General features: G+C 60.4%; 18 protein-coding genes and 1 tRNA gene. 13 read left to right on the plus strand and 6 right to left on the minus strand.

The genetic code is table 11. The annotated features are described in order from the left end of the window. Nucleotides 1-132: 132 nt before the first annotated feature. Nucleotides 133-219: transfer RNA gene (locus ACM6IK_RS25000), tRNA-Leu, on the minus strand. Nucleotides 220-444: 225 nt separating this feature from the next. Here ACM6IK_RS25000 and rnr point away from each other — a divergent pair. The 11 genes from rnr to ACM6IK_RS25055 all read left to right on the plus strand — a co-directional run bounded on the left by rnr (nt 445) and on the right by ACM6IK_RS25055 (nt 17,355). Beyond that, nucleotides 445-3,069 carry a ribonuclease R gene (gene rnr / locus ACM6IK_RS25005; RefSeq protein WP_414876442.1) on the plus strand — a complete coding sequence of 875 codons (2,625 nt, stop codon included), beginning with the start codon at nt 445-447 and terminating at the stop codon, nt 3,067-3,069. Then, nucleotides 3,066-3,833, plus strand: coding sequence for a 23S rRNA (guanosine(2251)-2'-O)-methyltransferase RlmB (gene rlmB / locus ACM6IK_RS25010; protein ID WP_007973273.1), 768 nt, complete (start codon nt 3,066-3,068; stop codon nt 3,831-3,833). The genes rnr and rlmB overlap by 4 nt, the downstream gene beginning before the upstream one ends. 315 nt (nt 3,834-4,148) lie before the next feature. Then, nucleotides 4,149-4,571 (plus strand): 30S ribosomal protein S6, encoded by a 423-nt coding sequence (rpsF, locus tag ACM6IK_RS25015; RefSeq protein WP_007982042.1) that lies wholly within the window; start codon nt 4,149-4,151, stop codon nt 4,569-4,571. A gap of 28 nt (nt 4,572-4,599) precedes the next feature. Beyond that, a complete protein-coding gene (gene rpsR / locus ACM6IK_RS25020; protein ID WP_002551829.1) occupies nt 4,600-4,830 on the plus strand; it encodes a 30S ribosomal protein S18 in 231 nt (76 codons plus the stop codon). A gap of 36 nt (nt 4,831-4,866) precedes the next feature. Then, on the plus strand, nt 4,867-5,760 hold the full coding sequence (locus ACM6IK_RS25025; protein WP_108218425.1) for a hypothetical protein: 894 nt from the start codon (nt 4,867-4,869) through the stop codon (nt 5,758-5,760). A 19-nt stretch (nt 5,761-5,779) separates the two neighbouring features. Further along, complete coding sequence (rplI, locus tag ACM6IK_RS25030; RefSeq protein ID WP_034149636.1) at nt 5,780-6,226, plus strand: 50S ribosomal protein L9; 447 nt, start codon at nt 5,780-5,782, stop codon at nt 6,224-6,226. 134 nt (nt 6,227-6,360) lie between these two features. After that, nucleotides 6,361-7,758, plus strand: a complete 1,398-nt coding sequence (dnaB, locus tag ACM6IK_RS25035) for a replicative DNA helicase (protein ID WP_108218426.1) — start codon at nt 6,361-6,363, stop codon at nt 7,756-7,758. 188 nt (nt 7,759-7,946) lie between these two features. Continuing rightward, nucleotides 7,947-10,250, plus strand: coding sequence for a YgiQ family radical SAM protein (locus ACM6IK_RS25040; protein ID WP_008048090.1), 2,304 nt, complete (start codon nt 7,947-7,949; stop codon nt 10,248-10,250). Between the two features lie 364 nt (nt 10,251-10,614). Next, nucleotides 10,615-13,890 (plus strand): DUF2126 domain-containing protein, encoded by a 3,276-nt coding sequence (locus ACM6IK_RS25045; RefSeq protein WP_414876443.1) that lies wholly within the window; start codon nt 10,615-10,617, stop codon nt 13,888-13,890. A gap of 88 nt (nt 13,891-13,978) precedes the next feature. After that, nucleotides 13,979-16,465, plus strand: a complete 2,487-nt coding sequence (locus ACM6IK_RS25050; RefSeq protein ID WP_414876444.1) for a circularly permuted type 2 ATP-grasp protein — start codon at nt 13,979-13,981, stop codon at nt 16,463-16,465. Continuing rightward, on the plus strand, nt 16,465-17,355 hold the full coding sequence (locus ACM6IK_RS25055) for a transglutaminase family protein (RefSeq protein WP_414876445.1): 891 nt from the start codon (nt 16,465-16,467) through the stop codon (nt 17,353-17,355). The genes ACM6IK_RS25050 and ACM6IK_RS25055 overlap by 1 nt, the downstream gene beginning before the upstream one ends. A gap of 156 nt (nt 17,356-17,511) precedes the next feature. On the opposite strand, the gene ACM6IK_RS25060 is transcribed toward ACM6IK_RS25055, so the two are convergent. Beyond that, nucleotides 17,512-17,703 (minus strand): hypothetical protein, encoded by a 192-nt coding sequence (locus tag ACM6IK_RS25060; protein ID WP_110660080.1) that lies wholly within the window; start codon nt 17,701-17,703, stop codon nt 17,512-17,514. Nucleotides 17,704-17,771: 68 nt separating this feature from the next. Beyond that, the gene (locus ACM6IK_RS25065; protein ID WP_218430969.1) at nt 17,772-18,359 is read right to left on the minus strand and encodes a TIGR00730 family Rossman fold protein; all 588 of its coding nucleotides are present in this window, start codon (nt 18,357-18,359) and stop codon (nt 17,772-17,774) included. Between the two features lie 344 nt (nt 18,360-18,703). Here ACM6IK_RS25065 and azu point away from each other — a divergent pair, with 344 nt between their 5' ends. After that, a complete protein-coding gene (azu, locus tag ACM6IK_RS25070) occupies nt 18,704-19,150 on the plus strand; it encodes an azurin (protein ID WP_223545729.1) in 447 nt (148 codons plus the stop codon). A 174-nt stretch (nt 19,151-19,324) separates the two neighbouring features. Here azu and nadE read toward each other — a convergent pair whose 3' ends face one another. The 3 genes from nadE to ACM6IK_RS25085 form a co-directional block, all read right to left on the minus strand. Next, nucleotides 19,325-20,152, minus strand: coding sequence for an ammonia-dependent NAD(+) synthetase (gene nadE / locus ACM6IK_RS25075; RefSeq protein WP_414876446.1), 828 nt, complete (start codon nt 20,150-20,152; stop codon nt 19,325-19,327). Between the two features lie 4 nt (nt 20,153-20,156). After that, nucleotides 20,157-21,383 (minus strand): nicotinate phosphoribosyltransferase, encoded by a 1,227-nt coding sequence (gene pncB, locus ACM6IK_RS25080; RefSeq protein WP_108218435.1) that lies wholly within the window; start codon nt 21,381-21,383, stop codon nt 20,157-20,159. A gap of 193 nt (nt 21,384-21,576) precedes the next feature. Then, nucleotides 21,577-22,488, minus strand: a complete 912-nt coding sequence (locus ACM6IK_RS25085) for a LysR family transcriptional regulator (RefSeq protein ID WP_414876447.1) — start codon at nt 22,486-22,488, stop codon at nt 21,577-21,579. A gap of 174 nt (nt 22,489-22,662) precedes the next feature. Here ACM6IK_RS25085 and ACM6IK_RS25090 point away from each other — a divergent pair, with 174 nt between their 5' ends. Next, nucleotides 22,663-24,153 (plus strand): aldehyde dehydrogenase family protein, encoded by a 1,491-nt coding sequence (locus tag ACM6IK_RS25090; RefSeq protein WP_414876448.1) that lies wholly within the window; start codon nt 22,663-22,665, stop codon nt 24,151-24,153. Nucleotides 24,154-24,295: the final 142 nt, after the last annotated feature.

Here is a 24,295-nt window from a genome sequence, read left to right on the forward strand (position 1 = left end):
CACTATACGGAGAGCTATTTGATCTGTAAACCCCTGATTTAAAAAAAATAAACCAGCAGTCCAAAATGCAAAAACCCGCTTTCGCGGGTTTTTGTGTGAGCCTTGAAATTGAACTAATCTCAAGCTCGAAATTGGTGCCCAGAAGAAGACTCGAACTTCCACGACCTTGCGGTCACCAGCACCTGAAGCTGGCGTGTCTACCAATTTCACCATCTGGGCAGTATCGGCAACGTTGTCCGTCGTCGATGGCGCGCACTATACGGAGCGTCTTTTTAACTGTAAACCCCCGGCATCAAAAAAACCTGGAAAATTTCGCCGACGGTCTTCAAAACGGCTTTTCGGTGTCGATACAGGGCTTTAGATGGGTCGTCTTAGCCTGAAATTTCCCGTTTCATTACGCCTATGCCAAACTAACCCGCATATAGACAAGGTGAAAACTCTCTAATGGCCGATTGGCAGTCCCTCGATCCCGAGGCCGCTCGTGAAGCGGAAAAATATGAAAACCCTATTCCTAGCCGTGAACTGATCCTTCAGCATCTTGCTGATCGAGGTTCGCCTGCTAACCGCGAGCAACTGGTCGAAGAGTTTGGTCTGACCACGGAAGACCAGATCGAAGCCCTGCGCCGCCGCCTGCGCGCCATGGAGCGCGATGCTCAACTCATCTACACCCGACGCGGCACTTATGCGCCGGTGGACAAGCTCGACCTGATCCTGGGCCGGATCAGCGGTCACCGTGATGGCTTCGGCTTCCTGGTGCCGGACGACGGCAGTGACGACCTGTTCATGAGTCCGGCGCAGATGCGCCTGGTGTTCGATGGCGACCGTGCGCTGGCCCGTGTATCCGGCCTGGATCGTCGTGGTCGTCGCGAAGGCATGATCGTCGAAGTGGTTTCCCGGGCTCACGAGAGCATCGTCGGCCGCTACTTCGAAGAGGGTGGCATCGGTTTCGTGGTTGCCGACAACCCGAAAATCCAGCAGGAAGTGCTGGTCACGCCAGGTCGTAACGCCAACGCGCAGATCGGTCAGTTCGTCGAAGTGAAGATCACTCACTGGCCGACGCCACGCTTCCAGCCGCAAGGCGACGTGGTCGAAGTCGTGGGCAACTACATGGCGCCGGGCATGGAAATCGATGTTGCCCTGCGTACCTACGACATTCCTCACGTCTGGCCTGACGCCGTGCTCAAGGAAGCCGGCAAGCTCAAGCCGGAAGTCGAAGAGAAGGACAAAGAGAAGCGCATCGACCTGCGTCATCTGCCGTTCGTCACCATCGACGGCGAAGATGCCCGCGACTTCGATGATGCGGTCTACTGCGAAGCCCGTCCGGGCAAACTGCGTCTGTTCTCCGGTGGCTGGAAGCTGTACGTGGCGATTGCCGACGTATCCAGCTACGTGAAGCTCGGTTCGGCGCTGGATGCCGAAGCGCAGGTTCGCGGCAACTCGGTGTACTTTCCCGAGCGTGTGATTCCGATGCTGCCTGAGCAGCTGTCCAATGGTTTGTGCTCGCTGAACCCGCAAGTCGATCGTCTGGCCATGGTTTGCGAGATGACCATCTCCAAAACCGGCGAAATGACTGACTACTGCTTCTACGAGGCGGTGATCCACTCCCATGCCCGCCTGACCTACAACAAGGTCAGCGCGATGCTCGAAACGCCGAAAGCCACCGAAGCGCGCAAGCTGCGCGGCGAATACACCGACGTGGTGCCGCACCTCAAGCAGCTCTACTCGCTGTACAAGGTATTGCTGGCGGCTCGTCATGTGCGTGGCGCGATCGATTTCGAAACTCAGGAAACCCGGATCATCTTCGGTACCGAGCGCAAGATTGCCGAAATCCGTCCGACCGTGCGCAATGACGCTCACAAGCTGATCGAGGAATGCATGCTGGCGGCCAACGTGGCCACCGCCGAGTTCCTGAAAAAGCATGAGATCCCGGCGCTGTACCGTGTTCACGATGGTCCGCCACCAGAGCGCCTGGAAAAGCTGCGCGCCTTCCTTGGCGAGCTCGGCCTGTCCCTGCACAAAGGCAAGGATGGTCCGTCGCCGAAGGATTACCAGGCACTGCTGGCCGGTATCAAGGATCGTCCGGATTTCCACCTGATCCAGACCGTCATGCTGCGTTCGTTGAGTCAGGCCGTGTACAGCGCTGATAACCAGGGTCACTTCGGCCTGAATTACGAGGCGTACACGCACTTCACTTCGCCGATCCGCCGCTACCCGGATTTGCTCACGCACCGGGCGATTCGCAGCGTGATCCATTCGAAGCAGAACACCCCGCACGTTCGCCGTGCCGGTGCGATGACCATTCCGAAAGCACGCATCTATCCGTACGACGAAGCGGCGCTGGAGCAGCTCGGCGAGCAGTGCTCGATGAGCGAGCGCCGTGCCGACGAAGCGACCCGCGACGTCGTGAACTGGCTCAAATGCGAGTTCATGAAAGATCGCGTGGGCGAGTCGTTCCCGGGCGTGATCACCGCTGTGACCGGTTTTGGCCTGTTCGTCGAGCTGACCGATATCTACGTCGAAGGCCTGGTGCACGTTACCGCGCTGCCGGGCGATTACTACCACTTCGATCCTGTGCACCATCGCCTGGCCGGTGAGCGTACCGGTCGCAGTTTCCGCCTGGGTGACACCGTGGAAGTGCGGGTCATGCGGGTCGACCTCGACGAACGCAAGATCGACTTCGAGATGGCTGAAAAAACCATCAGTGCGCCGATCGGCCGCAAAAAACGTGGCGCCGAAGCGACAGCGCCCGCGGCTAAAGCCGAAGCAGAGGCCCCGGCGAAAACCGGTCGTCGTCCTGCCAAGGAAAAGGCTGTAGAAGCCTATCGCCCGAGCGATGCGGCGGCGAAAAACGCCGAAGTGCGCAAAAGCCGTGAAATGAAGCAGGCGTTGCTGGCTGGTGCGAAAAGCGGCGGTAAAGCGGCGTCTGGGGGAAAGACCAGTCGGTCGACGCCTGACAAGGCCGTCGGCGGCAAGCCAGCCAAACCGAGCAAACATCGTAAAGGCCCGCCAAAAGCGGGCTCGGCTCCAGCCAAGACTGGTGGGGCGCGTAAACCTAAGGCCAAGCCATGAGTCAGTTGGAAAAGATCTACGGTGTACACGCTGTAGAAGCGCTGTTGCGTCACCACCCGAAACGCGTCAAGCAGATCTGGCTGGCCGAAGGTCGCAATGACCCTCGGGTCCAGACGCTGATTGAGCTGGCGAACGAAAACCGGGTCCAGGTCGGCCAGGCCGAGCGCCGCGAAATGGACGCCTGGGTTGAAGGCGTGCACCAGGGTGTGGTCGCGGACGTGAGTCCGAGCCAGGTCTGGGGCGAGGCGATGCTCGATGAATTGCTCGATCGCACCGACGGCGCGCCGTTGTTGCTGGTGCTCGACGGCGTGACCGATCCGCACAACCTCGGTGCCTGCTTGCGTTCGGCCGATGCGGCGGGTGCGTTGGCAGTGATCGTGCCGAAGGACAAGTCGGCGACCCTGACTCCGGTTGTGCGAAAAATCGCCTGCGGCGCAGCGGAAGTGATTCCATTGGTTGCCGTGACCAATCTGGCGCGCACCCTGGAAAAACTCCAGCAGCGCGGCTTGTGGGTTGTCGGTACGGCGGGGGAGGCCGAAGTCAGTCTTTATGATCAGGACCTCACCGGCCCGACCATCCTGATCATGGGTGCCGAAGGCAAGGGCATGCGCCGCCTGACCCGCGAACATTGCGACTATCTGGTGAACCTGCCGATGGCCGGTAGTGTCAGCAGTCTCAACGTTTCCGTGGCGACGGGTGTCTGCCTGTTCGAAGCGCAGCGCCAGCGCAGTGTAAAAGCCAAGGCTGCCGCCAAGAAATCCTGACCTGCTGCAAATCCCCTGTGGGAGCGAGCTTGCTCGCGATGGCGGTGTCACATTCAGCATCAATGTTGAATGTGGTGCCCTCATCGCGAGCAAGCTCGCTCCCACAGGGGGTTGTAGTGAGGCAAAAATTGTGGTGTGAACGAGCTGTTCAATTAATCACCAATTACCTTGCGCCTCCCTCGCCCCTTCTCTACAATTGCGCCCCTTGCTGTGATGGCAGGCACCAACGTGTCTAGCGTCCGCAAGTCCATAAGTGTCATTCACTCCTTGTCTGACCGCTTTTGAGCGGCAGGCTACAACCCGTAAGGAGCATTCATGCGTCATTACGAAATCATCTTTTTGGTCCACCCGGATCAAAGCGAGCAAGTCGGCGGCATGGTTGAGCGTTACACCAAGCTGATCGAAGAAGACGGCGGCAAAATCCACCGTCTGGAAGATTGGGGCCGTCGTCAACTGGCCTACGCAATCAACAATGTTCACAAGGCTCACTACGTGATGCTGAACGTTGAGTGCACTGGCAAGGCCCTGGCCGAGCTGGAAGACAACTTCCGCTACAACGATGCAGTGATCCGTAACCTGGTCATCCGTCGCGACGAAGCCGTTACCGGCCAGTCCGAGATGCTCAAGGCTGAAGAAAACCGCAGTGAGCGCCGTGAGCGTCGCGACCGTCCTGAGCACGAAGGCGCTGAAAGCGTTGACAGTGATGACAGCGACAACAGCGATAACGCTGACGAGTAATCCACGGACCTTTTAAGGAGCCTATCAAATGGCACGTTTCTTCCGTCGTCGTAAATTCTGCCGCTTCACCGCTGAAGACGTGAAAGAGATCGATTACAAAGATCTCAACACTCTGAAAGCCTACGTATCCGAGACCGGCAAAATCGTTCCAAGCCGCATCACCGGTACCAAAGCTCGTTATCAGCGTCAGCTGGCCACCGCTATCAAGCGCGCCCGCTTCCTGGCCCTGCTGGCCTACACCGACAGCCACGGCCGCTGAGACCGGGCAGTCGACACGTAGCAAAGGATTGAATGCATGCGGGCCATAGCTGAGTTCATCATGCGCGGCCGTATGCAGGCCACTCTCGTAGTGGCTGGATGCGCGGCGATGCCGTTATTGTATTGGTTGGGTGCTGCCGCCGGATGCCTTGTGCTCCTGCGGCGCGGATTGAGGGACGCCCTGGGCGTTCTTGCTCTGGGACTGCTGCCGGCATTGGCCTGGTGGCTGTACTCCGAAGACCCACGGGCACTTCTGGTGCTGCTGGGGTCTGCGAGCCTTGCGCTGGTTTTGCGCGCAAGCGAGTCCTGGAACCGCGTGCTGCTGGTCAGCATAGCGATGGGGGTGGTGTTTTCAGTGGTGTTGGGGACAGCTTTTGCTCCCCAGATCGAGATGCTGGCGCAGGCTTTGATCAAGGTCATGCCGTCGCTACTCGGTGACGTCTACCAGAAGTTGTCGGTAGACGAACAAGCGCGTTTCGCGTCCCTGATTGCACCGGTCCTGACCGGCCTGATTGCGGCGTTGTTGCAAATCGTCAGCTTGCTGAGCCTGCTTGTCGGGCGCTACTGGCAGGCGTTGTTGTACAACCCGGGCGGTTTTGGTCGCGAGTTTCGCGCCATCCGCTTCCCGCTGTTGCCGGCGATGTTGCTGCTGGCGTGCATGCTTTTGGGGCCGAACATCGGCCCACAGATGGCCATGTTGACGCCGTTGTGCAGCGTACCGCTGGTGTTCGCCGGGCTGGCCCTGATTCACGGGCTGGTGGCGCAGAAGCGACTGGCCAGGTTCTGGTTGGTGGGGTTGTACGTGACGCTGTTGCTGTTCATGCAACTGATCTATCCGTTGCTGGTGGTCCTGGCCATCGTCGACAGCCTGATTGATTTTCGCGGTCGTTCGGCACCGAAAGATGCCGATAACGCGAACGGTGAAGGTTAAAAGTTAAGAGGATTTTCACATGCAACTGATCCTTCTGGAAAAAGTCACCAACCTGGGCAACCTGGGTGACAAAGTGAACGTTAAGGCTGGTTACGGTCGTAACTACCTGCTGCCTTACGGCAAAGCTACCGCTGCGACCCCAGCCAACCTGGCTGCGTTCGAAGAGCGTCGTGCCGAGCTGGAAAAAGCTGCAGCAGATCGTAAATCGTCGGCTGAAAGCCGCGCTGCCCAACTGGCCGAGCTGGAAGTGACCATCACTGCCACCGCTGGCGACGAAGGCAAGCTGTTCGGTTCGATCGGTACTCACGACATCGCTGACGCACTGACCGCCTCCGGCGTTGAAGTGCAGAAGAGCGAAGTTCGTCTGCCGAACGGCACTATCCGCAACGTAGGCGAATTCGACGTAGCCGTGCACCTGCACGCCGAAGTTGAAGCCACCGTACGCGTTGTCGTGGTAGCAGCTTAAGCAGCACTTGTCGGCTGGCACCCTCGGGTGCTTGCCGGTAACATCGGGCACGATCCTGTTTACAGGTCGTGCCCTTTGTCTTTTTGGTAGCTCCTGTTTTTCAACCCCTGCTTTTTCTAAACAACCAAGTGGCCATGAACGATATCTCCGCTCCTGAGCAATACGATCTGCAAACCGCCGCGCTGAAGGTGCCGCCGCATTCCATCGAGGCCGAACAGGCCGTGCTCGGTGGTCTGATGCTGGACAACAACGCCTGGGAACGTGTGCTTGATCAAGTCTCCGACGGCGATTTCTATCGACATGACCACCGTCTGATCTTCCGCGCGATCGCCAAGCTGGCCGATCAGAACATGCCGATCGACGTCGTGACCCTGTCCGAACAACTGGACAAGGAAGGTCAGACTTCACAGGTCGGCGGTCTCGGTTACCTGGGCGAACTGGCGAAAAACACCCCGTCCGTCGCTAACATCAAGGCCTATGCGCAGATCGTTCGCGAGCGGGCGACGTTGCGCCAACTGATCGGTATCAGTACCGAGATTGCCGACAGCGCGTTCAACCCTGAGGGGCGCACTGCCGCCGAGATTCTCGACGAGGCTGAGCGGCAGATCTTCCAGATCGCCGAGGCCCGACCTAAAACCGGTGGCCCGGTGGGCGTCAATGACCTGCTGACCAAGGCCATCGACCGCATCGACACCTTGTTCAACACCGACAACGCCATTACCGGGCTGTCCACGGGTTACACCGACCTCGACGAGAAAACCAGCGGCCTGCAACCGTCCGACCTGATCATCGTCGCCGGCCGTCCATCGATGGGTAAAACCACCTTTGCGATGAACCTGGTGGAAAACGCCGTGTTGCGCAGCGAAAAGGCCGTCCTGGTCTACTCCCTCGAGATGCCAGGCGAATCGCTGATCATGCGTATGCTGTCTTCCCTGGGTCGTATCGACCAGACCAAGGTCCGTTCCGGTCAGCTTGAAGACGACGACTGGCCGCGCCTGACCTCGGCGGTCAACCTGCTCAACGACCGCAAGCTGTTCATCGACGATACCGCCGGCATCAGCCCGTCGGAAATGCGCGCCCGGACCCGCCGTCTGGTGCGTGAGCACGGCGAAATCGGCTTGATCATGATCGACTACCTGCAACTGATGCAGATCCCGGGTTCCAGTGGCGATAACCGGACCAACGAGATTTCCGAGATCTCCCGGTCCCTGAAAGCCCTGGCGAAAGAATTCCAATGCCCGGTGGTGGCGCTCTCGCAGCTCAACCGTTCCCTGGAGCAACGTCCGAACAAACGCCCGGTGAACTCCGACTTGCGGGAATCCGGAGCGATCGAGCAGGACGCCGACGTGATCATGTTCGTGTATCGCGACGAGGTGTATCACCCGGAGACCGAGCACAAAGGCATCGCCGAGATCATCATCGGCAAGCAGCGGAACGGCCCGATCGGGTTTATCCGCCTGGCGTTCATCGGCAAGTACACCCGATTCGAGAACCTGGCGCCGGGTAGCTACAACTTCGATGATGACGAATGATTTGTAGCGACTGATTGGGCCTCATCGCGGGCAAGCCCGCTCCCACAGGGATTGCATTGAACCTGTGGGAGCGAGCTTGCTCGCGATGGCGTCACCGCAATTTCCGACCATAGCCGTCGGAATTGGTCAAAATTTGTGCTATATTCCGCGCCCGCGAAATTCAATGAAAGCCAACACCGGTTATCGACATGCAAGCAGCCAAGCCGTTATTTGACTATCCCAAGTACTGGGCCGAATGTTTCGGGCCAGCGCCATTCCTGCCCATGAGCAGGGAGGAGATGGATCAGCTCGGCTGGGATTCCTGCGACATCATCATCGTCACCGGTGATGCCTACGTCGATCACCCTTCGTTCGGCATGGCGATCATCGGCCGGCTGCTGGAGTCCCAGGGCTTCCGCGTCGGGATCATTGCGCAGCCGAACTGGCAGTCCAAAGACGATTTCATGAAGCTCGGCGAGCCGAACCTGTTCTTCGGTGTCGCGGCCGGCAACATGGACTCGATGATCAACCGCTACACCGCGGACAAGAAGATCCGTTCCGACGACGCCTACACCCCGGGTGGCCTGGCGGGCAAGCGTCCTGACCGCGCCAGCCTGGTTTACAGCCAGCGCTGCAAGGAAGCCTACAAGCACGTGCCGATCGTGCTCGGCGGCATCGAAGCGTCCCTGCGCCGCATCGCCCACTACGACTACTGGCAAGACCGTGTGCGCAACTCGATCCTGATCGACGCCAGCGCCGACATCCTGCTTTACGGCAACGCCGAGCGGGCCATCGTCGAGGTCGCCCAGCGTTTGTCCTATGGTCACAAGATCGAAGACATCACCGACGTGCGCGGTACCGCGTTCATCCGTCGTGACACGCCGCAAGGCTGGTACGAAGTCGATTCCACGCGCATCGACCGTCCGGGCAAGATCGACAAGATCATCAACCCGTACGTCAACACTCAGGACACCCAGGCCTGCGCCATCGAGCAGGAAAAGGGTCCGGTCGATGATCCGCAGGAAGCCAAGGTCGTACAGATCCTGGCCAGCCCGCGCATGACCCGCGACAAGACCGTGATACGTCTGCCGTCGGTGGAAAAAGTCCGCAACGATGCGGTGCTCTACGCACACGCCAACCGCGTGTTGCACCTGGAAACCAACCCGGGCAATGCCCGTGCGCTGGTGCAGAAGCATGGCGAAGTGGACGTCTGGTTCAACCCGCCACCGATTCCGATGACCACCGAAGAAATGGACTACGTGTTCGGCATGCCTTATGCGCGCATTCCGCACCCGGCGTACGGCAAGGAGAAGATCCCGGCCTACGACATGATCCGCTTCTCGGTGAACATCATGCGTGGCTGCTTCGGCGGCTGCACCTTCTGCTCGATCACCGAGCACGAAGGCCGGATCATCCAGAACCGTTCCCACGAGTCGATCATTCGCGAAATCGAAGAGATTCGTGACAAAGTCCCGGGCTTTACCGGCGTGATTTCCGACCTCGGCGGCCCGACCGCGAACATGTACCGCATTGCCTGCAAGAGCCCGGAAATCGAATCCGCGTGCCGCAAGCCATCGTGCGTGTTCCCTGGCATCTGCCCGAACCTGAACACCGACCACTCGGCGCTGATCCAGCTGTACCGCAGTGCCCGTGAATTGCCGGGTGTGAAGAAGATCCTGATCGCTTCCGGCCTGCGTTACGACCTCGCGGTCGAGTCGCCGGAGTACGTTAAAGAGCTGGTGACCCACCACGTCGGTGGTTACCTGAAGATCGCCCCGGAACACACCGAGGAAGGTCCGCTCAACCAGATGATGAAACCGGGCATCGGCAGCTATGACAAGTTCAAGCGCATGTTCGAGAAGTACTCCAAGGAAGCAGGCAAGGAGCAGTACCTGATTCCGTACTTCATCGCCGCCCACCCGGGCACCACCGATGAAGACATGATGAACCTGGCCCTGTGGCTCAAGGGCAACGGCTTCCGTGCCGACCAGGTGCAGGCGTTCTACCCGTCACCGATGGCCACCGCCACCGCGATGTACCACTCGGGCAAGAACCCGCTGCGCAAGGTTACTTACAAGTCTGACGCGGTGACTATCGTCAAGAGCGAAGAGCAGCGTCGTCTGCACAAGGCGTTCTTGCGTTATCACGACCCGAAAGGCTGGCCGATGCTGCGTGAAGCGCTGACCCGCATGGGCCGCGCCGACCTGATCGGGCCGGGCAAGAACCAGTTGATTCCATTGCACCAGCCGTCCACCGACAGCTACCAGAGCGCCCGTCGCAAGAACTCGACGCCAGCCGGCAGCCACAAGGTTGCAGGGGAAAAGACCACCAAGATCCTCACCCAGCACACCGGCCTGCCCCCCCGCGCGAGCGATGGCGGCAATCCGTGGGACAAGCGTGAACAGGCCAAGGCGGCGGCATTCGCTCGCAACCAGCAGGCGGCCAAGGAGCGCAAGGACGCGGCCAAGGGCAAGGGCCCCAAACCGACCCGCAAGCCGGTCGTGCCGCGCTAAGCCTCGCTTGAGCTGAACAGAACGCCAACCTTCGGGTTGGCGTTCTGCATTCCAGGCTGAAAGGTTTGTTGGAGCATCTGGCCCCTTCGCGAGCAAGCTCGCTCCCACAGGTTATTGGGGTTGCCCGCAGTTTTGTGTTCACAGCAACCCCCTGTGGGAGCGGGCTTGCCCGCGAAGAGGCCGGAACTGCCAACCAATTTCTGACGGATCGCCACATTTACGTGCAATCGATACAAACCATTTTCCCGCCTCGCCCGATTTTGGTGCTGTACTGCCTCAGGCAACCGAAGAAAGCGCCAGCATTGCTGGATGGCATAAGTCTTGCGCGCTTTCCCATACGCTCTAGGCTCGCAGGAGGCACGCCGTGTCGATTCATGTCGCATTGCACCACGTCACACATTACCGTTATGACCGCGCTGTCGAGCTCGGCCCGCAGATCGTTCGCCTGCGTCCCGCCGCTCACAGCCGCACGCGGATTCTGTCCTATGCGTTGAAAATCTCGCCCGAGCAGCATTTCATCAACTGGCAGCAGGACCCTCAGGGCAATTACCTGGCGCGGCTGGTGTTCCCGGAGAAGACCGAGGAATTGCGAATCGAGGTCGATCTGCTGGCAGAAATGGCGATCTTCAACCCGTTCGACTTCTTCCTCGAACCCTACGCGGAAAAAATCCCCTTCACCTATGCCGCGGATGAGCGCAAGGAGCTGGCACCGTACCTGGAAACCCTGCCCCTGACGCCGAAGTTCAAGGCCTACCTGGACGGCATCGACCGCACACCGTTGCCCGCCGTGGACTTTCTCGTCGCGCTCAACCAGCGCCTGAGCGAAGACATCGACTACCTGATCCGCATGGAGCCCGGTGTACAAACACCTGAGCACACCCTCGACCAGGCCTCCGGTTCGTGCCGCGACTCCGCCTGGTTGCTGGTGCAACTGCTGCGCAACCTGGGGCTGGCGGCGCGTTTCGTGTCGGGTTACCTGATCCAGCTGACCGCCGACGTCAAAAGCCTCGACGGTCCGTCCGGCACCGAAGTGGATTTCACCGACCTGCACGCCTGGTGCGAGGTGTACCTGCCCGGTGCCGGCTGGATCGGCCTGGATGCGACCTCCGGGCTGTTTGCCGGTGAAGGACACATTCCGTTGGCCTGTAGTCCCGATCCGTCCTCTGCAGCACCGATCAGTGGCTTGGTGGAACCCTGCGAGTGCGAATTCAGCCACGAAATGTCCGTGGAGCGGATTTGGGAAGCTCCACGGGTCACCAAGCCCTACACCGACGAACAGTGGCTGGCGATCCAGGCACTGGGCCGACAGATCGATGCCGACTTGCTGGCAGGCGATGTGCGCCTGACCATGGGCGGAGAGCCGACCTTTGTATCTATCGATGATCCGGACGGTGCCGAGTGGAATACCGCGGCACTGGGGCCGGATAAACGACGGTTGTCCGCCGAACTGTTCCAGCGCATGCGCAAGCATTACGCGCCCCAGGGGCTGGTGCATTTCGGGCAGGGCAAGTGGTACCCCGGCGAGCAACTGCCGCGCTGGTCGCTCAATTGCTACTGGCGTCGTGACGGCGTGCCGATCTGGCACAACAGCGCGCTGATCGCCGACGAGCAGGAAGATTATGGCGCCGACGGTGTGCTGGCCGGGCGTTTTTTGGCGAGTGTCGCCGAACGCCTGAAGATTCCGACACGCTTTGTGTTTGCAGCCTACGAAGACAATTTCTATTACCTCTGGCGCGAAGGAATGCTGCCGCAAAACGTCAGCGCCGAAGACTCGCGTCTGGAAGAACCGCTGGAACGGGCTCGCCTGCGCAAAGTATTCAGCCAAGGGCTGGACAAGGTCATCGGCCAGGTCCTGCCGCTGGCGCGCACCGCCAAAGGCGATCAGTGGCAGAGCGGGCGCTGGTATCTGCGCGACGATCACTGCCGCCTGGTGCCAGGGGACTCGCCGCTGGGTTATCGCTTGCCGCTGGGTTCGCAGCCTTGGGTGAAAGCGGCGGAATATCCGTTCATTCATCCGCAAGACCCGAATCAAGACTTCCCGCCGCTGCCCGACACCGCGCAACTGCAAAGCCAAAGCGAAGCTGCCGAGGTACAAGAGCGCGCACCGAAGATCGACGAATCCGCCGACTGGCTGACCCGCACCGCCTTCTGCGCCGAGGCGCGGGAAGGCCGGTTGTACCTGTTCATGCCGCCGCTGGAACGGGTCGAGGATTACCTCGAACTGGTCGCTGCCATCGAAGCCACTGCCGAAGAGCTGATGTGCCCGGTGTTGCTGGAGGGCTATGAGCCGCCAAGCGATCCACGCCTGAGCAACTTCCGAATCACCCCGGATCCGGGGGTGATCGAAGTCAACGTACAGCCGTCCGCGACCTGGGATGAGTTGGTCGAGCGCACCGAATTCCTCTACGAAGAAGCGCGGCAGACCCGGCTGACCACCGAGAAATTCATGATTGACGGTCGGCACACCGGCACGGGCGGCGGTAACCATTTCGTGCTGGGGGGTGCGACACCGGGGGACTCGCCGTTTCTGCGGCGCCCGGATCTGTTGCGCAGCCTGATCAGTTACTGGCACAACCATCCGTCGCTGTCTTACCTGTTTTCCGGATTGTTCATCGGCCCGACGTCCCAGGCGCCCCGCGTCGATGAAGCACGCAACGATGCCTTGTACGAACTGGAAATTGCTTTCGCACAAATGCCTGAAGCGGGTGAGGAATGCCCGCCATGGCTGGTGGATCGACTGCTGCGCAATCTGTTGATCGATGTGACCGGCAACACCCACCGCGCCGAGTTCTGCATCGACAAGCTCTATTCGCCGGACGGTGCCACCGGGCGCCTCGGATTGCTGGAGCTGCGTGCGTTCGAGATGCCGCCCCATGCCCGCATGAGCCTGGCGCAACAATTGTTGCTGCGGGCGCTGGTCGCGCGGTTCTGGCGCGAGCCCTATGCGCCGCCGAAACTGGCGCGCTGGGGCACGGAGCTGCACGATCGCTTCCTGTTGCCGCACTTTATCGAGCAAGACTTCGCCGATGTCATCGTTGACCTCAACGCCGCCGGTTATCCGGTGCGGGCCGAATGGTTCGCCGCGCATCTGGAGTTCCGTTTTCCCAAGGTTGGCGACTACGCCGTCAGTGGCATTGCGCTGGAGTTGCGCCAAGCGCTCGAGCCCTGGCACGTGCTGGGCGAAGAGGGCGCCATGGGCGGTACGGTGCGTTACGTGGATTCGTCGCTGGAGCGTTTGCAGGTCAAGCTCAGCGGCTTGCCACCCCAGCGTTATCTGCTGACCTGCAACGGCGTGCCGGTGCCATTGCAGCCCACCGGGCGTGTAGGCGAATTCGTCGCCGGCGTGAGATTTCGTGCCTGGCAACCGGCCAACTGCCTGCAGCCCACCATCCCGGTGCACGCGCCCCTGGTGTTCGACTTGCTCGATACCTGGATGCAGCGTTCGTTGGGCGGCTGCCAGTACCACGTCGCCCACCCGGGCGGGCGCAATTACGACAGCTTGCCGGTCAACGCCAACGAGGCCGAGAGCCGGCGGATGGCGCGTTTCTTCCGCGTCGGACACACACCAGGGAAACTTCCTGTGCCCAATCTGGACATTAACGACGAGCTGCCGATGACGCTCGATTTGCGACGTTTCTAAACCGTACGCGACGCTCGGATTTTACGTATATCCGGGCGTCACGAGCCTGCGTTAGTCTGAGCGTTCATTGCTGTCTGCCGAGCTTTCCATGCCTGACCTGCTAGACCGCTACCCGCTGACGGCGGGCACCTATCATGAACTGCTCGACGACAGTGGCGCCGTGCGCCCGCACTGGCGCCGACTGTTCGAACAGTTGCAACGCAGCACGCCGGCGCAATTGGTGCAGCGTCAGGCCCTGCTGACCCGGCAAATCCAGGAGAACGGCGTTACCTATAACGTTTATGCCGATCCCAAAGGCGCTGACCGACCATGGGAACTGGACCTGCTGCCCCATGTCATTGCCGCCGAGGAATGGGAGCACCTGGCGGCCGGCATCGGGCAACGGGCCAGGTTGCTCAATGCCGTGCTGGCTGACCTTTACGGTCCGCAACGGCTGATTGCCGAAGGTCTTTTGCCCGCCGAGCTGGTGTTCGGTCACAACAACTTCCTTTGGCCCTGTCAGGGCATCAGCCCGCCTGACGGAGCCTTTCTGCATCTGTATGCCGTGGATCTGGCGCGCACACCCGATGGCCGCTGGTGGGTGACGGCGGATCGTACCCAGGCGCCTTCGGGAGCCGGGTATGCGCTGGAAAACCGCACGATTGTGTCCCGGGCCTTTCCCGAGCTGTACCGCGATCTGAAGGTGCAGCACCTGGCCGGGTTCTTTCGCACTTTGCAGGAAACCCTGGCTCGTCAGGCCCCGAGTGACGGGGACGCGCCATTGGTCGTGCTGCTGACGCCGGGGCGTTTCAACGAAAGCTATTTCGAACATTTGTACCTCGCCCGCCAGCTCGGCTACCCACTGGTGGAGGGCGGCGACCTGACGGTGCGCGATGCGACGGTCTACTTGAAGACCCTGAGTGGTCTGTGCCGGGTGCACGTGATCATGCGTCGGCTCGACGATGATTTTTGCGACCCGCTGGAGCTGCGTACCGACTCAGCCCTCGGCGTGCCGGGCCTGCTCGAGGCCGTGCGACAGGGGCGGGTACTGGTGGCCAATGCTCTGGGCAGCGGTGTGCTGGAATCCCCCGGCCTTTTGGGTTTCCTGCCGAAGATCAATCAATTCCTGTTCGGCGAAGAACTGATCCTGCCGTCCATCGCCACCTGGTGGTGCGGCGAAGCGCCGGTATTGGCCCAGGCCCTGGACAAACTGCCGGAGCTGTTGATCAAACCGGCATTTCCGTCCCAGAGCTTTGCACCGGTATTTGGCCGGGATTTGAGTGAAAAGCAGCGCGAGGAACTCGCCGAACGCATGCAGGCACGGCCATACGCTTATGTGGCGCAAGAACTCGCGCAATTGTCCCAGGCGCCGATCTGGCAAGCCGAAGACGGTCAACTGCAACCCCGTGCCATCGGTATGCGCGTGTATGCGGTGGCCAGCCGCGAGGGTTATCGGGTGCTGCCCGGTGGCTTGACCCGGGTCGCCGCCGATGCCGATGCCGAAGTGGTGTCGATGCAGCGCGGCGGCGCCAGCAAGGACACCTGGGTGCTGGGCGATCGTGCGCCCAGCGGCGAACAATGGAAGGCCCAGCGCAACATCGGCGTGCATGACCTGGTGCGGCGCGATCCGTACCTGCCATCGCGGGTGGTGGAAAATCTGTTCTGGTTTGGTCGTTACTGCGAACGTTGCGATGACAGTGCCCGTTTGCTGCGCATCATGCTGGCGCGCTATGTCGACGGCGACGACCCGCAAGCCCTGCAGGCCGCGGTGGATCTCGGCGAACGGCTGATGCTGCTGCCCGATGAGGGCGAATTGCCGGAGCGCCTGTTGGCGGCGCTGCTGGGCGATGACTGGCCGTTCAGCCTGCGTTCCAACCTGCAACGCTTGCAGTGGGCTGCTTCACAGGTGCGCGGCAAACTCTCGCGGGAAAACTGGCAGGCACTGGTGGAGTTGCAGCGTGAAGCCATGGAGCTGGAAACCGAAGAGCCGGATTTCGGCGAGTTGCTGGATTTCCTCAACCGTCTGGTGATGTCCCTGGCGGCACTGTCCGGCTTTGCCCTGGACGACATGACCCGGGACGAAGGTTGGCGTTTCCTGATGATTGGCCGGCGGCTCGAGCGTCTGCAGTTTCTCAGCGGCAGCCTGGCGGCGTTCCTGCGGGGCGCCGGGGCTTTCGATCAGGCCGGGCTTGAGTGGTTGCTGGAACTGGGCAACAGCAGTATCACCTATCGTTCTCGATACCTGGCGGTGGCGCAGCTGATCCCGGTGCTCGACCTGTTGTTGCTCGACGAGCAGAACCCTCACGCCGTGTTGTTCCAGTTGAAACTGGTGACCCGCACCCTCAAACGGCTCAATGATGACTTTGGCGTACCGCGTGAAGCAGCGCTGCCGCAATTGGTAGAGCGCCTGACGCGATTCGATCTGGGCTGCCTGGAAAATCCGCTGTTCGGCGACGCGAGTGTTCGCGCCGCCATCGAGGGGCTGGCCACGCTGTTGCAGGAGATCGCCGACGCCAGCGGGCTAGTTTCCGATCGGCTGGCGCTGCGGCATTTCGCCCATGTCGACGATGTCAGCCAGCGCACGGTGTCCGTCTGATGAGCGCCCACTACCAGATTTTCCACGACACCCATTATCACTACGACAGCCCGGTGTCCCTGGCCCAGCAACTGGCGCATTTGTGGCCGCGGCCTTGTGCCTGGCAGCGCTGTACCGACCGGCAATTGCAGATCAGTCCGCAGCCGACCTCGCGTCGCGATGAACTGGATGTATTCGGCAATCCGCTGACCCGGCTGGCGTTCGAGCGTCCCCACGATGAGTTGCTGGTCAACGCCAGCCTCACGATCGAAGTGCTGCCCCGGCCTGTGCTGGACTTCAATCGGTCTGCAGCGTGGGAAAACACTCGAAACGCGCTGACCTACAGCGGCCAACCGCTGTCGCCGCAATTGCTCGACGCCTGTCGGTACCGGTTTGAATCGCCGTATGTGCATTTGAAGAGAAACTTCGTCGAGTTCTCGCAAAGCTGTTTTCCGCCCGGCCGACCGTTACTGCTCGGCGTGCAGGCGCTGATGGAGAAAATCTTCAGCGAGTTCACCTTCGATGCCGAGGCGACCCAGGTGGCGACGCCGCTGGTGGAGGTGCTGGAGCGCCGACGCGGGGTCTGCCAGGACTTTGCTCACCTGATGCTCGCTTGCGTGCGTTCCAGAGGATTGGCAGCGCGCTACATCAGCGGCTACCTGCTGACCCAGCCACCACCGGGGCAGCCGCGATTGATCGGTGCCGATGCGTCCCACGCCTGGGTTTCGGTGTTTTGCCCGGTGCTGGGGTGGGTGGATTTCGATCCGACCAACAATGTGCAACCGGCACTGGAGCACATCACCCTGGCCTGGGGGCGGGATTTTTCCGATGTGTCGCCATTGCGGGGGGTGATTCTGGGAGGGGGGAACCACGACCCGGAAGTTCGGGTAACGGTGATGCCACTGGATTAACGCAGGTCCCCTGTAGGAGCGAGCTTGCTCGCGAAAAACGACAGGGCACCGCGTTTCTCCCGGTTTCCCGCGTCATCGTTAACGACCATCGCGAGCAAGCTCGCTCCTACAGAGAATCCCCGGTGGGCCTGATCAGATCATCGGGCCCTGAGGGTCTCAGGCGTCGGGCGCCTGATCTTTCGGTGCTTCAACATCACTTTCTGCGGCCACTTCACCTTCTGCTTCCGGGTTCAGTGCGGCGGCTTCTTCTTCAGCTGTAGCTTTCTTGCGCTGAAGCTTTTCCTCTTTCTTCTGCTCCTTGGCCAAGTCTCTCTGACGTTTGGCGAAGGAATAATTAGGTTTGGCCATGGGCGATCCTCTGGGGTCGAAGGTGAGGTTGAGCGGCGCATATTCTGCCCTGTATCGGTGCCGAGCCGTTAGCTGGGTTTTTGCTCGGCCCATTTTGGCGCTACGCAAGGTTGCCAGGCATCCAGATCATCGAGCAGGGTTTGCGGCGATTCGCTCATTTGCAGCATGTCACGGTGCTGCCCGCGAACGAAGCCTTCGCCGACGATATGATCGAGAAAAGACGTCAATTTGCTGTAGAAACCGTTCACTTCCAGCAAACCCAGCGGTTTGCCGTGGTAGCCGAGCTGGCCCCAGGTCCAGACTTCAAACAGTTCTTCGAGGGTGCCAAGGCCACCGGGCAGTGCGATAAAGGCATCGCTGAGCTCGGCCATCCGCGCCTTGCGTGCGTGCATGCCATCGACGACCTCCAGGCGAGTCAGGCCGCTGTGGCCGATTTCCTTGTCCTTGAGGCTTTGCGGGATGATGCCGATCACTTCACCGCCAGCCGCCAGGGCCGCATCGGCAACGATGCCCATCAGGCCTACGGCGCCACCGCCATACACCAGGGTCAATTTGCGCTCGGCCAATGCCCGGCCAAGGGCAACGGCTGCTTCGCGGTAAGCCGGGTTGGTGCCGGTGCTGGCACCACAAAATACACAAACGGATGTTAAAGACATGCCTTGCTCCATGTTCGCTCAGGCTCACAGAGTAAAGGCAGGCGCATGGCACTCCAAGGGCTAGACTTGGTTTTCCGGGGTTTCGTACGTACCGCTGGCGCCGCAGGCGTAGGCGGCGAGCAAACTGCACAACAGGCTGTTGATCGACATGACAGGCGTTCCATTTGAAGGGGGACGGCCTGATGATAGGCCCGGACCAGACACCTGGCCGGTAGATATTTCGTATCGGCGTCATAGCCCAAAAGTTGTATACAATTTTTGATTCAAGTCATATGAACTTACGAAGTTTTCAGGCAGTCTTCTGTTCATTCGCGATTTCATTAACCCTGCCCTGGAGATTCACCATGTTTGCCAAACTTGTTGCGGTATCCCTGTTGACACTGGCCAGCAGCCAATTGATGGCTGCCGAGTGCAAGACCACCATTGACTCCACCGATCAAATGTCCTTCAACACAAAGGCCATTGAAATCGACAAGAGCTGCAAGACCTTCACCGTCGAGTTGACCCACTCCGGCAGCCTGCCGAAGAACGTCATGGGCCATAACCTGGTGATCAGCAAAACCGCTGACATGCAGCCGATCGCCACTGACGGCCTGGCCGCTGGCATTGACAAGAACTACCTGAAAGACGGCGACGAGCGCGTAATCGCTCACACCAAAATCATCGGTGCCGGCGAGAAAGACACGCTGACCATCGACGTATCGAAGCTGGCCGCCGGTACCGATTACGGCTTCTTCTGCTCGTTCCCGGGCCACATCTCGATGATGAAAGGCACCGTTACCCTGAAATAAGACTGACCACCGCATTATCGTTCATCGCGGGCAAGCCACGCTCCCACAGGGACACCGCCGTACCTGTGGGAGCGAGCCTGCTCGCGAAGGGGGCATCAGCGTCAATGAATGCAATGGCCAAAGAAAAGCCCGCTGAGGATCACTCCTGAGCGGGCTTTTTCATTCCATCACCAATCAAGGCGCAAGCGGCATCACCCGCTTGTGATGGGTCTTGTTGTACGTATCGACGATGATCTTGAACGCCTCTTCACGCACCGGATTGCCGTGCAGGAACGCGTCGATCTCGGTGTAGGTCACGCCGTGGGAGGCTTCGTCCGGTTTGCCGGGCGACAGGTCTTCCAGATCGGCGGTCGGGACTTTCTCCACCAACGACTCCGGCGCGCCGAAGCTGCGGGCGATGGCGCGGACCTGGTTTTTCACCAGGCCACTCAGTGGTGCCAGGTCGCAGGCGCCATCACCGAACTTGGTGAAGAAACCCATCACCGCTTCCGCCGCGTGATCGGTGCCGATCACCAGGCCATGGGCTGCGCCGGCGATGGTGTACTGGGCGACCATGCGCATGCGCGCCTTGGTGTTGCCGAGCACGAAGTCCACCGACACCGCATGTTTGCCTTCGAAGGCCGCCACTTCATTGGCCAGGGATTTGACCGCCGGACCGATGTTCACGGTGTGGCGCTCGTCCGGTTTGATGAAGTCCACCGACGCTTGGGCGTCGTGCTCATCGAACTGGGTTTCGTAGGGCAGGCGCACGGCGATGAACTTATAGGCGGCATCACCGCTGCGCTGGCGCAGTTCACGGACGGCCCGTTGGGCCAGCAGGCCGGCGGTCAGGGAGTCAACACCGCCACTGATGCCCAGTACCAGGGTCTTGAGCCCGGAGTTGACCAGGCAGTCCTGAATGAAGGTCACCCGCCGGGCGACTTCGGCCTCAAGGGCGGCTTCGTCGGCGAATGGCGGCTGGACCTTGAGCTGTTCAGCAATCTCACGCTGTACGGCTTGCATGAATTCACTCCTTGTTTGATGTACTTGAAAGGGCGGCAGGAACCTGGAAAACGTGTCGCAGGTAAGCGACGAAATTCGGGTCTTTGCAGTGTGTCTTGCCTGGCTCGTCGGAGATCTTCGCCACCGGCTGGCCGTTGCAGGCGGCCATTTTAAGCACGATGTTCATCGGTTCGACACCCGGAATATCACAGGTCAGGTTGGTGCCGATGCCGAAGCTGACATTGATCCGACCGCGCAGCGCCCGGAATATCTCCAGGGACTTGGGCAGGGTCAGGCTGTCGGAGAACGTCAGTGTCTTGCTCATCGGGTCGATGCCGAGCTTGTGATAGTGGGCGATGGCTTTTTCCGCCCACAATACCGGATCGCCTGAATCGTGGCGCAAACCGTCGAAAAGCTTGGCGAAAAACAGATCGAAATCGCCGAGGAAGGCATCAATGGTGATGCAGTCGGTCAGGGCAATCCCCAGCAGGCCACGGTATTCGCGGACCCAGCAATCGAGGGCGGCGATCTGGCTGTCGATCAGCCGTGGGCCGAGTTGCTGGTGCGCCATGATCCACTCGTGGGCCATGGTGCCCAGCGGTTTCATGTCCAGCTCCCGGGACAGGTGCACGTTGCTGGTGCCGACGAAGCGTCCGGGGAAGTCGTGCTTGAGCACATTCACCACTTCTTCCTGCACGCGATACGAGAAGCGACGGCGCGTGCCGAAATCGGCCACCTGCAATTCGGACAATTCATCGCTGCTGGCGTTGGCACTCAGCCAGTCGAACTTGCGGTAGAGCTGCTCGCGGGCCTGCTCCAGTACGATTTCGCGGTAGCGATAGCGGTTGCGCACCTCGCTGACCAGCGCCAGCAGCGGCACTTCGAACAGGATCACATGCAGCCAGGGGCCCCGCAGGCGGATAAACAGCTCACCGTTTTCGATGCCGGTGTGGATGTAGCGCAGGTTAAAGCGGAACAATCCGAGAAAGCGCAGGAAGTCCGGCTTCAGGAAGCTGATGCGCTCCAGAAAGCTCAACTGATCGGCGCTCAGGCTCAGTTCGGCCAGGCGCTCGATCTGGAAGCGGATTTCCGCCAGGTACGGGCACAAGTCCTCGCTGTTACGGCAACGAAACTCCCATTCGACTTCGACGTTCGGGTAGTTGTGCAGCACCGCCTGCATCATCGTCAGTTTGTAGAAGTCGGTGTCGAGCAGGTTCTGCACGATGCGATCGGCAAACACACTCTCGCTCATAACGGGGGGTTCTCCACATTGAATAGAGCTAGTGGCGCATAACGGTGATGGGGATTGCCAGCAATTTTTTAAACTGCACCAGATCCTTGTGGGAGCGAGCTTGCTCGCGATAGCGGACTGACAGGCAATTCAAATATTGAATTTAATGACGCCATCGCGAGCAAGCTCGCTCCCACAGGGATTGTGCAAAGGCTCAGTGTTGTGGGACATCCGGGCTATCGATCTGCTCCAGCATCCACTTTACAAAATCCCGCACTTTCGGCACTTCCGCCGAATGCTCCGGATACGCCAGGTAGTACGCGTCCGTGCTGGGCATTGCATGCTGCCAGGGAATGACCAGCTTGCCGTCAGCCAGTTCCTCCTCCACCAGAAAGCGCGGCAGCAACGCCACGCCGCAACCGACCTGGGCGGCGCGGATGCACATGTAAAAGGTTTCGAAACGCGGGCCGTGGTAGCTGTGCTCGGTGTGGTAGCCCTGATGCTCGAACCAGTCGTGCCAGGCCTGGGGGCGGGAGGCGTTTTGCAGCAGTACCAGATCGGACAGTTGCGTCGGATCGGTGAACGGTTGGGCAGGCAGGCTGCCCGGGGCGCACACAGGCACCAACTCTTCGCCGAACAGCTTCAGGCATTCGGTGCCGGGTCGCGAACCCTGGCCGAAGTAGAACGCCAGATCGCTGCGACCTTGCAACAGGTCGTCGGCCTCCTGTTCGCTGCACAGGTCCAGGTGGATCGACGGGTGCCGCAGACGCCAGCCTTTCAGGCGCGGCACCAGCCAGCGTGCGCCGAAGGTGGGAGGCGTCGAAACCCGCAGGACTTCTGTTTCGCCACCGTAGGAACGCAGGTAATGGGTCGACATCTCGACCTGCGTGAGGATTTTTCGCACCTCAACCAGATACAGATCGCCCGCCGGCGTCATCTGCAGGCGACGGCGCACCCGGCGAAACAGCAGGTGTTGCAACAGCTCTTCGAGTTGCGCAACCTGTTTGCTCACGGCGCTTTGGGTCAGGTTCAACTCTTCGGCGGCCCGGGTGAAGCTCAAGTGCCGGGTGACGGCCTCGAAGCACTGCAACGCAGCGATCGATGGCAAGTAGCGTTTATTCAGCATGGGCGGTCCTTGGTTCTTGTTTCTTATTGCCAGCAATGCACAGCATGAATAAACGGAATGATATCTCTCTTAATGGTCGTTTGTTGAGTAACCTCCGGGCAGCTAAAACTACAGGTCTGATCAGCCGTGAATTTCCGGCTGCACGTGTTCTGTCTTTTGCTTGAGGAGTGACCCATGGTTGCCGCATTGCTTGATCGTCTAGGTGTGAACCCGGCCCTGTACCAGAACGGCAAAGTGCCGGTGCATTCGCCGATCGATGGCAGCAGGATCGCTGCCGTGAACTGGGAGGGCGCTGCTGAAGTCGAGCAGCACATCAGTCGCGCAGATCATGCGTTCGAACTCTGGCGCAAGGTTCCGGCGCCGCGCCGTGGCGAACTGGTGCGGCAACTGGGTGACATCCTGCGTGAATACAAGGCCGACCTCGGCGAGCTGGTGTCCTGGGAGGCCGGCAAGATCACCCAGGAAGGCCTGGGTGAAGTTCAGGAAATGATCGACATCTGCGACTTCGCCGTCGGCCTGTCCCGTCAGCTGTACGGTTTGACCATCGCCTCTGAGCGCCCAGGCCACCACATGCGCGAAACCTGGCATCCGCTGGGCGTCGTCGGCGTGATCAGCGCATTCAACTTCCCGGTCGCGGTCTGGGCCTGGAACGCCACGCTGGCACTGGTCTGCGGCAACCCGGTGATCTGGAAACCGTCGGAAAAGACGCCACTGACCGCATTGGCCTGCCAGGCGCTGTTCGATCGCGTACTGAAGAATTTCAGCGACGCGCCAGCGCACCTGAGCCAGGTGATCATCGGTGGCCGCGATGCCGGCGAAGCGCTGGTGGATGACCCGCGCGTGGCCCTGATCAGCGCCACCGGCAGCACCCGCATGGGCCGCGAAGTGGCGCCGAAAATCGCCGCACGTTTCGCCCGCAGCATTCTCGAACTGGGCGGCAACAACGCAATGATCCTCGGCCCGAGCGCCGACCTGGACATGGCCGTTCGCGCGATTCTGTTCAGCGCCGCCGGCACCGCCGGCCAGCGCTGCACCACCCTGCGTCGATTGATCGCGCATGAGTCGGTGAAAGAAGAGATCGTCACCCGCCTGAAAGCCGCGTACTCGAAAGTGCGTATCGGCCATCCGCTGGAAGGCAACCTGGTCGGCCCGTTGATCGACAAACAAAGCTTCGAAAACATGCAGGACGCGCTGGAGCAGGCCTTGAGCGAAGGCGGCCGGGTGTTTGGCGGTGAGCGTCAGCTGCAAGACAAGTTCCCGAATGCCTACTACGTGTCGCCGGCCATTGTCGAAATGCCGGAGCAGAGCGATGTGGTCTGCCACGAAACCTTCGCCCCGATCCTGTACGTGGTCGGTTACAGCGATTTCCAGGAAGCCCTGCGCCTGAACAACGCCGTACCGCAAGGCCTGTCCTCGTGCATCTTCACCACTGACGTGCGTGAAGCCGAGCAGTTCATGTCGGCGGTGGGCAGTGACTGCGGCATCGCCAACGTCAATATCGGCCCGAGCGGCGCTGAAATCGGTGGTGCATTTGGTGGCGAGAAAGAAACCGGCGGTGGTCGTGAGTCCGGATCCGATGCATGGCGCGGCTACATGCGCCGCCAGACCAACACCGTGAACTATTCGCTGGAGTTGCCGTTGGCGCAGGGTATTACGTTCGACTGAATCTCTAATCGAACAACGATCCCCATGTAGGAGCGAGCTCGCTCGCGAAAAACGTCAGAACAACGCGTTCATGCGGCAAGCACGCGTTATCGTTGGCGTCCATCGCGAGCAAGCTCGCTCCTACAGTTTGTTAGGTTTCTGC

Source organism: Pseudomonas sp. IT-196MI5, from assembly GCF_949767415.1.
Taxonomy (GTDB): domain Bacteria; phylum Pseudomonadota; class Gammaproteobacteria; order Pseudomonadales; family Pseudomonadaceae; genus Aquipseudomonas.